The organism is Mangrovibacter phragmitis (genome assembly GCF_001655675.1).
GTDB lineage: Bacteria > Pseudomonadota > Gammaproteobacteria > Enterobacterales > Enterobacteriaceae > Mangrovibacter > Mangrovibacter phragmitis.
Genome location: NZ_LYRP01000001.1, coordinates 923576 through 940958, shown reverse-complemented (window position 1 = coordinate 940958; position 17383 = coordinate 923576). Strand labels below are relative to the sequence as shown.

Annotated in this window: 7 protein-coding genes; 2 read left to right on the top strand and 5 right to left on the bottom strand. The window is 47.3% G+C overall.

Annotated features, from left to right (window positions below):
- Positions 1-293 precede the first annotated feature (293 nt).
- Together A9B99_RS04225 and xylE are read right to left on the bottom strand one after the other, a co-directional pair.
- Positions 294-2789, bottom strand: a complete 2496-nt coding sequence (locus A9B99_RS04225; RefSeq protein WP_269448049.1) for a phosphoketolase family protein — start codon at positions 2787-2789, stop codon at positions 294-296.
- A 239-nt stretch (positions 2790-3028) separates the two neighbouring features.
- Positions 3029-4519, bottom strand: coding sequence for a D-xylose transporter XylE (gene xylE, locus A9B99_RS04220; RefSeq protein ID WP_064594904.1), 1491 nt, complete (start codon positions 4517-4519; stop codon positions 3029-3031).
- A gap of 473 nt (positions 4520-4992) precedes the next feature.
- Between xylE and xylA the strand changes: the two genes are divergently transcribed.
- On the top strand, positions 4993-6312 hold the full coding sequence (gene xylA / locus A9B99_RS04215; protein ID WP_064594902.1) for a xylose isomerase: 1320 nt from the start codon (positions 4993-4995) through the stop codon (positions 6310-6312).
- Positions 6313-6764: 452 nt separating this feature from the next.
- Positions 6765-7955, top strand: coding sequence for an AraC family transcriptional regulator (locus A9B99_RS04210; protein ID WP_064595528.1), 1191 nt, complete (start codon positions 6765-6767; stop codon positions 7953-7955).
- 205 nt (positions 7956-8160) lie between these two features.
- Here A9B99_RS04210 and A9B99_RS04205 read toward each other — a convergent pair whose 3' ends face one another.
- The 3 genes from A9B99_RS04205 to A9B99_RS04195 are packed head-to-tail and all read right to left on the bottom strand — an operon-like array spanning position 8161 to position 17383.
- Positions 8161-10863, bottom strand: coding sequence for a hypothetical protein (locus A9B99_RS04205; protein ID WP_064594900.1), 2703 nt, complete (start codon positions 10861-10863; stop codon positions 8161-8163).
- 11 nt (positions 10864-10874) lie between these two features.
- Complete coding sequence (locus A9B99_RS04200) at positions 10875-15008, bottom strand: contractile injection system tape measure protein (RefSeq protein WP_064594898.1); 4134 nt, start codon at positions 15006-15008, stop codon at positions 10875-10877.
- The gene (locus A9B99_RS04195) at positions 15005-17383 is read right to left on the bottom strand and encodes a hypothetical protein (RefSeq protein ID WP_064594896.1); all 2379 of its coding nucleotides are present in this window, start codon (positions 17381-17383) and stop codon (positions 15005-15007) included. Before A9B99_RS04195 ends, A9B99_RS04200 begins: the two co-directional genes overlap by 4 nt.

Here is a 17383-nt window from a genome sequence, read left to right as displayed (position 1 = left end):
AACAATAACGTGAAACCATCATTACTGATACATATGACTGTTACTGTAACAGATAAACAGTCTGCTTAAATTAACCCAGGGTACCAACTACCTTGATGCTTATCGGGGGTGATGAAGCCACATATAAAACCGGATATATGGCTGCAGCTATTCGTTTTGAACATTACTATTAACCCCTTACACTCGCTTAACGTCCGAATACGGTGAGTCAGGTCAGATTAAGGATGGTGTATTTCATGGAAGGGCAAATCGCATCAGGATTTGTCAATCATGATGCGATGAAATATCACTGTTTAATATTCATTATCTCCGCCTGTAGCGGAGACAGCTTTCAATCCAGTCTTCTGAGTGGGTGAGTCATCCCAAACCCAGTTAGCCACTTCAGGAATATCTTCACCGTGAGTCCGGGCATACAGGCTGGCACGATTGCGGGCGTCCTGCATTTCCTGGAGAAGCCCTGCATGACGTATCGCCAGACCAGGAACATGTTGTAAAACGTCCATCACCAGGCGATAGCGATCCAGGTCATTAACCATGACCATGTCAAATGGTGTGGTCGTGCCCCCTTCTTCGTTAAAGCCCCGTACGTGAATATTGTCATGGACGTGACGTCGATAAGTCAGACGATGAATAAGGGATGGGTAGCCATGCCAGGCGAAGATTACCGGTTTATCAGTTGTAAAGATAGCGTCAAACTCCGCATCGCTGATGCCGTGCGGATGTTCGCGCTCATGCTGAAGTCGCATCAGGTCAATAACGTTGACGAAACGCACTTTCAGATCGACCAGCCTTTCTCGCAAAATACGGGCAGCGGCCAGCCCTTCAAGCGTAGGAACATCGCCAGCAGCAGCAATAACCACATCAGGAGCCTCACCAGCAATTTCATTGCTGGCCCATTCCCAGATCCCCAACCCGCGTTTGAAATGGTTGCGCGCCTCCTCCATATTGAGGAACTGCGGCGCAGGTTGCTTCCCGGCTACGACCACATTGATGTAATCCTGGGATTTCAGGCAATGGCGCCAGGTATACAGCAGGGTATTAGCGTCCGCTGGAAGATATACCCGGACCACCTCTGCTTTTTTATTTACCACATGATCGATAAATCCCGGATCCTGATGTGAGAAACCGTTGTGATCCTGGCGCCAGACATGGGAAGTCAGCAGATAGTTGAGTGAAGCTATCGGTTTACGCCACGGGATATGGCGTGAAACCTTTAACCACTTGGCATGTTGATTGACCATTGCGTCAACAATATGGATAAAGGCTTCATAAGAAGAAAACAGGCCGTGGCGACCAGTGAGCAGGTAGCCCTCTAGCCAACCCTGGCACTGATGTTCCGATAGCATTTCGATAACTCGTCCAGTAGTCGCAATGTTTTCATCAATTGGCCAGATTTCGCCGTTGAACTGTTTGTCGGTAGCGGAATAAACCGGTGGCGCAAGACGATTGGAGGCCGTTTCATCCGGTCCGAATATGCGGAAATTATCTGGGTTGAGCCGGATAACATCGGCAAGCCATTCCCCCAGCACGCGCGTGGATTCTACAAACCTGTTGCCGCGGGCGCTGAAGTGCACCTCATGGTTTTCAACAGGTGGTAAAATGAGATCGCGGCGCAACAGACCGCCATTAGCCTGTGGTACATCGCTCATTCGTTTATTGCCGCGTGGGGCCAGGCGACGGATCGCCTCCACAGGGGCACCTGTTTGATCAAACAGTTCTTGAGGTTTATAAGATTTAAGCCAGTTTTCCAGTACTTTGGTATGAGTGTCGCTGTCTCGTGCGTTGGCTAACGGTACCTGATGAGATCGCCAACTGGCCTCAACTTGCTTATCGTCTATCACGGGTGGGCAGGTCCAGCCCTTCGGGGTTTTAAAAATAATCATCGGCCAGCGGGGACGCTCGTTCAGTTTTCCGGCCTCTGCATCGGCTTTGATACGGGTAATGTGATTAAGCACTTCGTCCAACAGCGCCGCAAAACGTTTATGTACTTCAAGATGGTCCTCGCCATCAAAACCACCTTCAAACATATATGGTGTATGGCCATAACCCCTCATGAGTTGCTCCAGCTCTTCATCGCCGATGCGGGCCAGGATCGTCGGATTAGCAATTTTGTAGCCGTTAAGATGCAAGATCGGTAATACAACCCCATCCTTGAGTGGGTTAAGAAATTTGTTGCCGTGCCAGCTGGTTGCCAGTGGCCCCGTTTCAGCCTCACCATCGCCAACGATAGCTGCGATCAGCAAATCCGGATTGTCAAAAGCAGCGCCATAGGCGTGGGAAAGTGAATAACCCAGCTCACCGCCTTCATGAATGGACCCGGGTGTTTCCGGTGCAACATGGCTGGGAATACCACCAGGAAAGGAAAACTGCCGAAATAACTTGCGCATACCCTGTTCACTATAATCGATGTCGGGGTAAACTTCGGGATAAGTGCTATCCAGCCAGGCGTTGGCGACCATCCCGGGACCGCCATGGCCGGGACCTGTAATGTAAAGCATGCTCATGTCACGCTCTATAATAGTGCGGTTCAGATGAGCGTAAATGAAGTTCAGACCAGGGGTTGTCCCCCAGTGCCCTAGCAGGCGAGGTTTGATATGGTTGGCAGTCAGTGGCTCGTGTAGCAGGGGATTATCGAGTAAATAGATCTGCCCGACAGAAAGGTAGTTGGCTGCCCGCCACCAGCATTCAACGCTGTTAAGCATCTCATCACTGAGGGGCGTGGGCTCTTTTTGCCGCCATGTCGTTTTTGGGTGTTCATATGTTACATTCTTTGGATAGTTTACCATCATTGCCTCATTCTCAATGTATTCCTGAGTTACCTTGCTCTTTCAGGCAGTGTCAACTCGCTATGCTGCTCCAGGATTGGATTATGGCCTTCAAGTCAGAAGCCCGGTGCAACCATCCCCGGCGCCGAAAATGCCAAACTGAAAAGTTAAAGCTTGCTCTCGGTCTGCGAGTCGTGTTTTCGGCTGACAAAAGGCGAAGATGACTGTCAGCCGGGTTTTAGGTCATACGCTGTCAGTGTTCTCTATTCAGCCAACTCTTTATTAAGAAGAGGCTGCGGATTTTTATTCCAGAGAGACTCCAGTTCCTCCAGCGATTTTCCTTTGGTTTCCGGCACAAATTTCCACATAAATGCAGCAGCCAAAACGCCCATCACGCCGTAAAGCCAGTAAGCGAAGCCGTTGTTAAAGTGTGTCATTAAATAGTGGTTATTCGTCATCATTGGGAATGTCCAGGACACCAGATAGTTTGCTATCCACTGTGCAGCAACGGCGATGGCCAGCGCTTTACTGCGGATGGTATTAGGAAATATTTCCGCCAGAAGAACCCAGCATACCGGTCCCCAGGAAATGGCGAAGGCAGCGACATAGAAAAGCATAGCACCTAACGCGACTGTCCCGGATAGTTTGGCATAGAATGCTGTTCCGAGAACAAACATACCTATAGCCATTCCCAGCGCACCAATAATTTGTAATGGCTTCCGGCCAAATTTATCTACCGTTAAGATCGCCAGGGTCGTAAAGAGTAAATTAATCACGCCAACAATAATTGTTTGCAGCAGCGCTACGTCCGTACTGGAGCCAATGGATTTGAAAACTTCTGGTGCATAGTAGAGCACTACATTAATTCCGACGAACTGCTGGAATACGGAAAGTAATATACCGATAACGACGATACCTATGCCAAATGAGAATAGTGGGACACTTTTTTTATTGTTTCCAGTATTCACCGACTGGAGGATTTTTATCAGTTCTTTCTCCGCTTCTTCCTTACCAACCAGTTTATTCAGAACGTTAGCTGCAGCATCATGCAATCCCTTGACGGCCAGCCAGCGGGGGCTTTCAGGTACAGTGAATAACAGAATGAAAAAGATAAAGGAAGGTACCACGCCGGAGAGGAACATAAACCGCCAGCCCATAATATTGAGCCACTCCGGACTGCCAGACCGGGCAATAGTATAATTTACACAATAAACTAATAATTGCCCAAAAATTATCGCAAATTGATTAAAAGCAACTAAGCGTCCGCGAATATGTGCAGGGGTTATTTCTGCAATATACATTGGCGACACCATCGAGGCGATTCCCACTCCGATTCCGCCAATAATTCTGTAAATAACAAACTCAGGTATAAAAGAGGACAGATAGAATGGGATACCGTCAGCTCCACTGATGGTCCGGTGTCCTGCTTCCGGGAATGCCGACCCTAATGCTGACAGGAAAAAGAGCACCGCAGCAATCATTAACGATTTTTTCCTGCCAAAGTGACTGCTTAGCACCCCCGCTAATGCCCCACCGATAATGCACCCGATCAATGCACTTGCGACACAAAACCCGAGCAGAGAACTGGATGCAGATTCGCTCAGATTAAGTGGTGTAATAAAAACTTTATCAAGAGATGATACTGTGCCTGAAATAACTGCAGTATCATAACCAAATAATAACCCCCCAAGCGTTGCCACCAGCGTAGCCAGAATAACGTGGGTATTATTTGTTTTTATCGTTGTTGATGTCATCACGCTTACCTCTGCAACATAAATTATGACTCATGTTTTCCTCTCGCCGGGACCTTGTGCCATGGCGTACAGGTTATCCCTGAATACCATGTTTTTATAGTGAAGGTGCTGCTTGCGAGAAAATAATAATTGATGTTGAGGGGGTTCTTTAAAATTATCTTTTTTCATAATTGAGACTCTTAATTTTGTTTCTGTGATGCTGTTCTCATGTTGGTGAATTATTTTTGCTAAATATTTTTGCTATTTTTTGTTTTTACGTGCGTCAATTTGTAACAAAAAGAAATGGATGTAAAGCTGTGACAAGATTCACAGTTAATATTTAATTTGACGGGATTGTTAAAATTCATAATTGCTTCATTGTTGACGTTATAAAAATATTATTTAGTAAGCAAGTTTCAATAACAATATGATGGCGTGATAGCTACTACTCATTTCATTGCTATTGTGACATCCAATAAATCAAGGAAAATCTTATGTCATCCTATTTTGATAAAGTGAACAAAATTAATTACGAAGGCAGCAACAGTAACAATGATTTATCCTTTCACTATTATAATCCTGATGAAATTATTTTGGGAAAAAGGATGGAGGAACATCTTCGTTTTGCTGCTTGTTACTGGCACACCTTCTGTTGGTCGGGAGCGGATATGTTTGGCGCAAGCGCCTTTGATCGCCCCTGGCTACAGGCTGGTAATGAAATGGCATTGGCTAAACAAAAGGCTGATATCGCTTTTGAGTTTTTTACCAAACTGGGCATTCCTTATTATTGTTTCCATGATGCAGATGTCGCGCCGCAAGGTAAGTCAATACGAGAATATCTCAATAACTTTGCCGAGATAACCGATGTCCTGGCAGAAAAACAGCTTCAGTCGGGCGTGAAATTACTGTGGGGAACCGCTAATTGCTTTACTCATCCACGTTATGGCGCAGGTGCGGCGACAAACCCCAACCCGGAAATATTTGCCTGGGCTGTTACCCAGGTCAATGCAGCCATGCTGGCAACGCAAAAACTGGGGGGAGAAAACTACGTTTTATGGGGAGGACGTGAAGGGTATGAGACCTTGCTGAATACCGATCTCCGCAAAGAGCGTGAGCAAGCAGGCCGTTTTATGCAGATGGTAGTCGATAATAAATATCGCATTGGATTTGAGGGCACGTTATTAATTGAGCCGAAACCACAGGAACCTACCAAACATCAATATGATTATGATGTCGCTACTGTTTATGGCTTCCTCAAACAATTTGGTTTGGAAAACGAAATTAAAGTCAACATTGAAGCGAACCATGCAACGCTTGCGGGCCATTCATTTCACCATGAGATTGCTACCGCGATATCGCTTGGTATCTTTGGCTCAGTGGATGCTAATCGTGGCGACCTGCAGTCTGGCTGGGATACGGATCAGTTTCCGAATAGTGTTGAAGAAAATGCGTTGGTCATGTACGAAATTCTGCAGTCGGGCGGTTTTACTACTGGCGGCCTGAATTTTGATGCCAAAGTTCGTCGTCAGAGCACAGACCCTTACGATCTGTTTTATGGATATATCGGCGGCATGGATACGATGGCACAGGCACTGAGGGTGGCGGCTAATATGCTGCAGGATGGTCGCCTCGCGGCTGCGCGACAGGAGCGTTATGCCGGTTGGGGGCATAAGTTGGGCAAAGATATCCTCGGCGGCGAAATGACGCTTAACCAACTGGCAGAATACGCCAATGCGCACCAGCTTGACCCTGTCCATAAGAGTGGTCATCAGGAACGTCTGGAAAACATCGTTAATCAGCTTATATATCGTTAAGTGGCATAAGAGTACGGAATCAGAAGTCGCACTCTTAGTATTTCTATCTTCCGAAGAGACTTATACTTATGTATATCGGTACCTATCTGGTTACCTTCGGCGTAAAAGTGATATTGCTCAGCGAATATAATACAATACTGGTCAGTCATACAGAGAAGCTCGCTATTTAGTGGGATGACGGGCGTTGCTATGCAGAATGCCGGGAACTGGAGAAACAAACTCCGCGCTCACGTAATATTATACTGGTAATTTAATGATGCCGGGGTTTAACGCGCTGAGGTTGTATACCGTATTTGTGGTGATGTTGGACCAGCGTTGGGCGTAGCGAGCTCTTTTTAATCAGCTTTATGAGCAGATTTCCCCACTTGCCTGACAAGCAAGCCAGGACGACAGGGAAAGTCTGACCAATGATTTCCTGTATGGATTTGCCTGTTATGTCCCGGGGAGTGATAATGTCGCCGAAAAGTAGTGAGGAAAGTGTAGCAACGCGCGTAGTGTTATTATTTAACGCGAATAAGACATACGATCGCCAGATTATTCAGGGTATCGGCGAGTTTATAAAAGATGCTCAGTGCGACTGGGATATTTATATTGAGGAAGATTTTAGCACTCGCCAGTTTGAACGGGATATCGCGTTCGCTAATGCTATTATCGCTGATTTTGACGATGGGAACATCCGTGAATGTATAGCAGACTGCAACCTCCCGGTGGTAGGGGTCGGTAGTTCATATCATCATTCGTCCTGCTACCCAGGTACGCCTTATGTAGCCACGGATAATGAAGGGATTGTTGCCTGCGCTCTGGAGCATCTCAGAAGTAAAGGTATCAAAAATTTTGCGTTTTATGGCCTCCCTGAAGAAGCTGGAAAGCCGTGGGCGTATGAGAGAGCCTGGGCTTTTCATTCATTAATGGCACAGTCTGGCCAGCCTGTGCGTTATTACGCAGGCTTTCTTACACACTGTAGCCGTTGGCATGAGGCCCAGCAAGAACTGAAAGCGTGGTTGATGACCTTGCCGAAGGGAACTGGAGTCATCGCGGTCACCGATGCCCGTGCGCGTCATTTATTACAGGTTTGCGAGCATTGTAATATCTTTGTACCGGAAGTCTTATCAGTGATTGGCATTGATAATGAGGAACTAACTCGTTATTTATCAAAAATTTCATTGTCCTCCGTGGTTCAGGGAGCCCGAACAATGGGTTTCGAAGCAGCAAGATTACTTTCTTTGTTACTCAATGGACACAATATAAATTCAGTTCCGACAGTTGTTCCGCCATGTGGAGTGATTGAAAGGCAATCAACGAATTATCGAGTTGTGAATGACCCTGTGGTGATTAATGCTCTTCATTTTATTCATACTCACGCGTTAAAAGGAATTAATGTGGATAATGTACTGGATAACTTGGGTATATCCAGAACAAATCTTGAAAAAAGATTTCTAGCAGAAACATCTATGACAATACATAAAACCATTCAGGAGGAGAGGATGCGTAAAGCGCAAGAGATGTTGACTACAACATCACTAGCTATAAATAAAATTAGTGAGTTATGTTGTTACCGTACTAAAGAATACTTCGACGCTTTATTTACTAAGGAAACGGGTATGACGCCGGAAAATTACAGGCGGCAATATTATATGTATTAATTTCACCAGGCTGCGTCCCTTAATTAGCTGAGTTATAGTGGCTACTGATTCCTACAATATTTTTAGATATGGCCAGATACGTTATTCCCGATGAAGCATCGAGCACCATTCAGCATATAAAATATATTCCTTAACCAAATATCATATCAGGTGCTGTTCAGTCTTGATATACTGAACAGCACTTAATATCTTATGTCTAAAGCTCCTAAGGCTTATCCCCTTCCTTCCTTACCATTCGCACCGCAAATAATATCCAGCCAATCACCACAATAGAAACTAACATAATTGGACCCTGGTAATTTTGGAATGCCGGGTCGGCCACGAACACCAGCATTAACCCACTGATAGATATCGATGTCAGTGCAACAAAAGGCACCCGGCTCAGGTGTTTTCTCAGTGGGAAGCACCAAATACAGGCAACCAGGAATGCGATAATAAACACAAAGGATACAAATAAACCTGCCCGTAGTTCGAGGCGATAAATACAAAACCAGTTTAACAAGCTGTTAATGCTGTTGAGCAACTGGTTAATGGGTTTAGGGTATTGAGTGGCTGACGGGAAGAAGGTTTTTTCGATCAGTTTCTCATTAGTGCTGCTTAATGGCAATGGCCAGTATGCCGCCCCCAGGAAGCTCCAGCTTGAAAGATTAACCAGTTGAGTCAGCGCTTGTGTTTGGTTGCGGTTATCTTCAGTGATCAGCATCGGTACCAGTCGCTTATAGACCTGCTGCACTTCTGACTGGTCTGTCTGATTACTTAACCACTGTTGTAATTCTTTTATTTGAGTGAGTGCATCTTTTGCGTTATCTCTGGTTTCAGGCGAACCAGGCCTGACGACCAGGAGATTGGTCAGGTGTGTTAATGTATCGATATTTTTAAAGTTATAAAAATTATTACCCGGCGTCACCATATCTTTAATGGGAAGAATGATATTTAAATAATATTCATCGTTGCTTTGGGCCGGATAATCTAAGTCACTGGCGACAGATTTAGGCTGGTAGCTCTGGCGTAATGCAATCTTTAGCTTATCCAGAAACGAAAAGAAGGCCTGCTGGCTTTCCGGAGTATTTAAAACAGAAAGGTCGATATCCAAAGTAATACCATCAGCCATGGCTGGAACAGTTTCTATGCCAAAACTTATCCAGGGTTGCACATTGTTAATTAAGTATTTATCCATTGGGGTAGTGACGGATGCAACCAGGCGTTTCACCATGTCGTCTGTAAAAAGCGCAGTCAGTTGGGCTCGCGACAAATTTCGTGGTGTGGTGACTACCAAATCGAGTTTTGTGCGATAACGGTGGGAGGTTTGAATAAACTGGCTAAACCTTGGGTCGGCCAACCAGTTTTGTGGCAGCACTAACGTATTGCCATTCCCTTCAGGCTTCATTACCGCTCCAATATAACCAATACGATCCAGACGGCTAAAATCAAGAGTTTGCCCCTTACTAAGATGTTGCCAGTACGGGTAAAAGCCATAAAAGGTACCCACATTAAATACCGAGCGGACACTATCCTGGCAATTACAGTCCGGAGGGGCCACCCATTGCATAGGGATGGCATGAACAGGGCTGAGGCCTGTCTTCCGCGCTAAGGTAAATACGCCTTTGTCCTGCAGGCTGGCCGGTGAAATACCTGATGCTTTTACGGCTGTTTTTAATAAATAAAGGCTGGGGAAAACTTCATCCTGCAGTGGTGTCAGTGCTTTCAACTCTTCTTTAGATAATGCGGTAATACCTGATTGTTTGATGGTTTTACTGAGCTCTTCAGAATTCACCTGCCACACTAACTGTTGTGCGGTTGTTTCCGTGTTACTTTGCGTACTGGTTTCCACCACCTGATTGGATGTATTAGGCGTGGTGGTGTTTGAATTCTCCGTACCGGTCTGGTTGCTGTCAGCGTTTACCTTGTCGGTCGTGCCGGATGTGTTGTTTGCAGTGGTGTTCTTACTATCTGTATTGGCGGCTGAAGTCCCTGTACTGGTGTCATTATTACCGGTACTGGCATCATTATTAGCACTGCTCGTAATTTGGCTGGTGCTGGTACTGGTTGTCGAACTGGTGCTGGGTTGATGTACCTCTATGGTGTAAGAGTCAATTAAATTATCCAGATTGAGTTGTGGGGTGATGGGAATATTCAACTGAGTAAATAACCCACTAAGTTGATTATAAAGTTGGCTGCGTTGGTCAAATTGTTGCTTTTCTAATTTTGCAAATTCCTCCAGCACGGTCTGGCGTAACGCCAGGCTGGCGAAATCATTTTCTGTCAGTTGATAATAATAGGCTTCGGTATCACTGTCTGGCCTGTCCTCACCCGGTGAGGTTGCGGGTGTGGATGTCCCTCCACCGTTATCAGCATGTGGCGTGCTCTGGGTGAGCCTTTTCACTATTTCGGCAGACGTTAAATGGAGCAGTTCCGGCGGCTTTATTACCGTACGCCATGTCGGGAATAGTGTATTTAGCTGAGCTGCGCGGCTTAAGTCAATCAGTAAAGATTCAATAAAATACTGGTGCTGGTTGGTCGATGACGCGGGCGCGCTGAACGCAAATTCACCGCAGAAATAGTCCAGCCAGTAGCGGGTTGTTGGGCCAACGATGCCGTCGGTGAGCGGCCTGCTGTTTTTTTTCAGTTGCGCCTGAAAGTCTTCATTTTTCTGGTAAAGAGACGCGAGCTGGGTTTGAATGACTCTCCCCAGGTAACGGTCATCATTCGGTGTTAACTGCTGGCTGCATGTTTTATATGCCTTCAGCGGTTCGACCAGGTTGTTTTGGGCCGAATAACCGGGCATGGGGAAGCCGCCTGGCAGCCCGACATACAACCCACAGCACAATAACCAGAAAGGAATACGCCTGGAGAACTGTTGTACCGGTTTACGAATAAGTGATAACAGACTGAATTCAGGGTTTATCATTGATTTCGTCCTTAACGCCATGAAACAAACAGGGGTTTGTCCATCCAGGGGTATTTAATGGTCTGATAACGCCAGGGCAGGTGGTCGAGCAGCATGTCAAACGTGCCTGGGATGATATTCAGTTGCCAGTGTTTGGGGGTGAAAGTGAGCAGACCTTCACGTTGAATAAAGGTAGATTGCAACCCACTTATCGAGGTGTTTCCTAAGACCTTCCAGTGGGCGATGATGGCGGTGAGCAAACCGTCGATAACGGTTTCTGCCCCATCTGGTAAAGGGACTTGTTGCGGTACAGGCCAGGATGGCGCAATGCCGCACAAAACTTTATTCAGCAGTAACTGGTATTCAGGCGCGTTGTTGGTATGGTTTGTCATCCACTGCAGGCAGAACAGCCCCTGGTATTGGGCCTGAATATCAACAAATTTATTCCCGTCAGTAAGCGCTATCCGCTGGAATAAAACCGGGATCCAGGTAGATGCAATGACTAACCCCGCATTGTGTATGGTCACCGGTTCCTTGCATGCTTGTGCGTCGTCCCGGGGCTTTTCCCGGAGAAATGCCGGGCTTTTCTTCACCGTTTTGCCGGGTATTTCAAGAGCATCAACCAGCTGTTTAATTTCTGGTTGCTGGTGATTTAATTGCGCCACTGATAGCGGTATTTCTGGTGTGCGAGGCTCAGTCTGGCGCGCAATTTGGGTTAATGTATTTCGCAAAGAGGCAGACGATACTGATGGCAATAAACGTTCAATCAGCCCGGCCACTTTGGCGGAGGGTAATGCTTTTCCCTGCTCCGGGTGAGTGACCCATAGTTGGTTTAACTCAATCAGCAAGTGGTTGATTAATGCGCTGCCGGACAATGTGACGCCTTTAAACCACAACTGGCGATAAAGCGTTTGCCAGAACAGCCGTTCCCCCTGTTTTGGGGATTCAAAAAGTTGGCAAAACGCATGGCGTAACGCCAGTAATGAGAGGGTGGCGCTGGTGACAGTAGGTAACAACAGTGCCTGATGCGTTTCGGGTGACAACGCATCAAGCCAGCGTTGTAGAACGGGCGGGTTGGTCAGCATACGCTTTAACCAGTGTATCAAAGGCTGTTTGTATGCAGCCGAAGACGCTAAGCAGGCCCGTAAAGCCTGTTCAGGAACTGGCGCTTTACTATCGAGCCACTGTTGTAACTTATCCCGGATGTCTTCTTCGGGGGCAATGCTATATAACCACCGACGGCGCTCAGCCAGATCCTGATGAATGTCATTACTACTGAGAACGCATTGTACCAGTTGGTGATAATGCGCCAGGTCTTGCGATGCCGTGTACTTGTTTATCTGGTGCAATAAACGTTGCAACCATTGTTCGGGTGTTGTGGGGCAGTCGGCGCTTAACAACCGTTGATAAAACCAGTGAGGAGCCAGTTTAAATTCATGAACGATGGACAGCAGCAAAGGCAGCAGAACAATGACACGCTCACTTAGCTGCGGTTGCATGAGGTTTACCATGCGTGCCAGCTGCGCCGTATTCCAGGTTTGCAATTGTGTTGCCAGCCTGGTGGCGTTGATAGTGGCATAGTGTTGTAACAGGGTTCTCTGTTGCTCACTTAAGACCGTTTGCGTGGCGGATTGAATCTCCCCGAGCAGTTGAGGCGCTGCTACAGGTGGGTGTTTGTGATATGTGGCAAGCGCAGTCAACTGTTGGCGCCACAAGAAACCACGACCACTCAGCTTCAGCCATTCATTAATTAATACCTCAGCATTAATTTGGTAACGGGCGGAAAGCTGTTCGGTAATGCTGAGTAAAAATTGGTACTGATTAAATTCACTACCACGGCGGCTAATTAAATAATGTAGCGTCAACTCCCATAACGCGTTGCGGGCATGGGTTGAGCCAGCCTGGCCTGACGCATGCTGAATGGCTGTGTCTATTGTTTGGCGCTCATCAATAAGTCTGCGTACTGTCTCTGTGGCATGAGGGTTGAGGATGGCGGTAATGGTGAATAAGGCTGAATCAGCGAAATGGGTTACCCAGCGCTTCAACAATGAAGGGTTACACCCTTGTTGGCGAATAATTTGTAGCAGGTGCTGGCCATAATCATGTCGCCACGGGTTAATGTGACTGCCCAACAAGGGTTGCTCACCCCGTTGCAGCGTGGCGATGATGTCCTCAATATCAGCCAGTTGTGTAACTGTGAGAGAATCCGGCTGCGGTAATGAATACAGAAGAGAGGAGTGCTCACCACTGTTGTCTGTTGTAGTTTGCGGGTGAGTTGCCACAACAAGCGCTTCCAGAACATTGCGTATTGTCGTGCCCGGGAGAAAGAAATCACCGGCAGTGGCTATGTTTTCCAGCATCGCAGCTAACAGGCTGGTGTAAGAGACATTTAGCCGGGCTGCCATCCTCTGTATTACGTACTGGAGATAACTCTTTTGGTTAAACGCGCCACTTTTTTCCACAATAAGAAAAGCGAAGGTGTAGCGCCATAAACGAACATCTGCAGCACGCTCTGACGTGGTGGCAGGTTGACTCACTGCCAACAGGCGTTTTTCCACAACCAGAATACGTACAGCCAGAGTTGCAAGGGGCTCCAGTACGTCCACTAACGCCAGTAAGGTTTTATCCGGGTATGTTTCAGACCAGTGGCGGCGCACATTATCAAGTTGTCCGCACCAACGTAGTAAGGCCGCGAATGTTTGCGAGTTGCCGGGCCAAAACTGCAGAAGTTGGTTTTCAGTACCTGAACAGAGCGCAACCACCAGTTCATTGATATGGTGCAACTGGTCAGCGTTTATTGGCTGGTTTGTGTTATCACGGTCTGTCTCCTGAATTGCTGAAATGGGTAAAATTGTTTCGGCTGGTTCCGGCGGTTTTGACCCTGCATGAGAAGTCATTGTGGGCTGAATAGTCAGGAGTAAATCCAGTAATTGCCCTTGCAGTGTGCTGTCTGTGGTGGTGTTGCTTATTGCGGAAATCAACGATGCCAGCAGGGTATCCGCGCTTTGATTTTGTGCGTTTGCCATATGGATAATCAGGCCGGACATATAACTTTGGCGATTGAATGCACTGCCACGGTCAACCAGCAGGTAGTGGAGTGTAAAAAGCCACACCTGCTGGTGAACTTGTGATGGGGGTAATGCCGTGTTGGGCTCACCGGCGTTTGTGGCCTGTGCGAGCGGGTGTGCGGGCTGCCTGTTGCCAGGCTGGCTCGTTTTTTTCCACAAATCAGGTGATTGCAATATTGCGGCCAGAAAAGGATATTCTTGCGGCGTCAGTACGCTCAGCAGTAACAGGCGCTCAGTTTCATTCAAATCGCGCACCAGGTTGCCGGGCAGTTGGCTGTCTGTGTGACGTTGCCAGAGAGCGTTAATCAGTTGTGGAGCAAACTGGCGCATAATTTTTGCCCAATAAGGGCGAAGAGGCATTAAATTGTGCTGCGCTAACAACTGTATAAATTGAGAGTACCAGGCCTGTGCCAGGCGAGTGTGTAATTCACCTGTCAGGCTTTTGGGGTGCGTTAATAAAAACGTCATTATTTCCCACTGATACGCGGTTGTTAACGACGCAAATAAAGCCTCAATGCAGGAGGCGGGAAATTGCAGAACCACCCGGCGTAGTATCTGTTCAGGCTGGCGTGCATTATTGAGTGCATGAATGAATTGCGCGATATGGCCGGTCAATTCATTAACCAGGCCGAGTGACTCCAGTGACTGTTCACCCCTGGAAGTCCACGGCAGAATGCCCGTGTTGAGGAACTGCCAGAGTTCACTCCAGCGCAGTTGCTGCTGGCTTAACACCACCATTGTATTGGGTTCAGGGTGTGCCTGGTTATCCCCTGTTTTTGCGCTCGTGGTCCATAGACTGGAGGAATTCTGTGTAGCTGTTCTGAGTTGAGCGCGCAGTTTTTCTTGTAGCAGATATTTGAGTTTTTCAGGTGCCTGTGTGTAAAACGTTGTTGAGTTAAATTCACCGAGGTCGAGTGTCAGTGTGTCGATAACCAGGGTTTGATGCTCAGGACACACATCATCGAATATCGTTTCAATTACCGGAAGTAATTGTTGGGTGACCCACTGAGCGGCGCGCAACTCAAAAGTCTCCGCATCTGAAAATTCAGTGAAGTCGAATTCGATACTGGCCTGATTAATCTTGTGCAATTGGTTCATATCTTCAACGCCTCATTTGTTGCATCCTGAGGGGGTTGAATCAGCGGGTATAACTGTTTGGCAATGGCATCGCATTCCGGTTGGTTTTCTCTGCGTTGCAATGCTCTGGATTTGGCCTGCCGCCACCTGGTATACAGCGTTTCAAATTGGCTGAACGCAGAGAAATCAAGCCACTGACACTGAACCAGCAGGTGTGCCGGGCTGTTTTCAATGACTAATTGCTCAACCTGTTCACGAAACTTCAGGTTACTAAAGCGCGCGGTGTAGCCGGGAAATACCACCGTTACCCGGTTGGCGTAATCGCGCCATGACGCGTTATTTTCCTCGGTACGCAGTAAAATAGGTTCGACAATATACAGCCCTTCACTGTTTTGGTTTAACTGAATCAGCCAGCGTTGTAGTTGGTGGCAAAACTGAGTGAGCTGTTGTTTGTTATTGTGGCTGGCAATATATAACCACTGCTGTGGGTCTTCACCGCTGGCATTAAAAAACAGTTGGTAATCACTATGTTCCGCACGGTGAAGCAGGCGGTACCTGCGGTTGTCAATACCCAATTGCAGCAATACGTCGGGCAGTGTCTGCGCACTGAACAGGGGCATGGCTAACTTCATTTTCCGGGCCTGCTCCTCATCCACGCCTTCTTGCGTGTTGTTATCCGCCACAGGTTGCAGGCTTGCCAGTATTTCTGGGGGGAGCAATTGCACTATTTTCTTGCCAATATCACTCTGGCACCAGGGTTCATTGGGTACCAGGTCCAGTGCATGCTGAGTAATGGCATGGGTGTAGCCCAGAGGTGAAAGCGCATGAGGAAACAGCCCAATGAGTAACGAAAGGCGCTGGCTGTAACCGCCCTGGTGCTCTGGCTGGAGTAAATTATCACCAAGCCCCCGGCCGTTAGTCATCGTGGTTATATTCAGGATAAAAGCCTGTTTATATTTCAGTAGCTGTTTTTCCACCTCTTCGGCAGAAAAATAAGGGTTAAACTGGCGGTGTAGAAAATCCGGAAAACGCTCACTGTAAAGCGCAAGAAAATAATTAAAAATGCGGTTTTTTCTCTCCGGGTAATCATCAAATTTCTTGCGCAGGTGCTCCAGCCGGGCACGGGCATTTTGCGGATAATGCTGGTCAATATTATGAAACTCATCATCCTGTAACAGATGCGTGTGGTAGGTTGCTTCTGAGTCTAATGACAACGAAAACAGTGTGTTTAACCCTGCTATGTCATCACAGAAATTGGCCATGAGTTGGTCAAACAGTAGTAAAAAACCGCGTAGCTGATGGCGCTGAGCTTGTTGTTGCGCGTTGTAATGATTCGGTATTCCCGGTGCCAGATGGTAGTTTCTGGGGAAGAGGGTTTGAATAGATTCATAACGGCTGAAATCAAAATAGCGCCCCGCGGGCAGAATGGGCGCGTTGGTGGTGTTGAGCCGTTCTGCACGCCGCAAGTATTGGATCTGTTCAAGTTGAATAGCAAGATCTGCGTAGTCGATATTCACCGGGTGCTGAAACTGGATTATCTCAATACCGGAATCAGCCGCAGACTCCGGCAGTTTCAAATAAGAAAAGGGCGCAATATTTTCAACAGGAATGGGTGTGCTGTGGCCTGCATTATCGTTGTATTGGGTAAATTGCAGTTGCCCGATTTGTTGAATGCCATCTTCGGCGAGCAGCGCTTCTTTTACCACATAAACAGGTGTGTTCTGGACAGTCGATTCCAGCCACAGGCTGATCCGGTGGTAGAGGTTGGCAGTAAGCCAGGTGACATCAGTAACATCATCGCTAATATGAATGGTTGCAGTAAGTGTCAGGGGGCGCTGCCCGGTTAACGCAATATCTGCCAGGTCTTCACCTGGAGCACGAACACGATAGAACTCACGGCGAATATGGCTGAGGGCGGCATGTTGCTGGGTATAAAACGAATGGCTGCCGGCATCAGAACGGTACTGGCTTAATGCGTAAAAGTGGTTAAGTTGGGCGTTAATTGTGTAAATACCAAGCCCCGGAGCGTTTTCACTCCAGCGAAACCACACTTTGTCGAGCTCAGGAAGCCGGGTTAATAGCCATGCTTCGTATTCCTCAGGCTGCTGTGGGCAGGCCGGGATGATATCTTGTGCTAACGCTAACCCATGTGCCGGATAATCAATATTCCCGGAGGTGTCGCTCAGGTAGTCAGCGACATCAAACTCACACCGGTAAATCAAGTCCGTCAGGGTATAGCAAACCTGCTCCAGGATAGTCATACCTGGATCATGCGTATTGTAGTCAGTCCATATATGACCACTCAGCTGCTGGATATACGTCAGGCCAAGTTGATAAAGATGTTCAAAACTATTCGGGTTATCACCATGGCGTTTTTTCGAAATAGTCTTAGACAT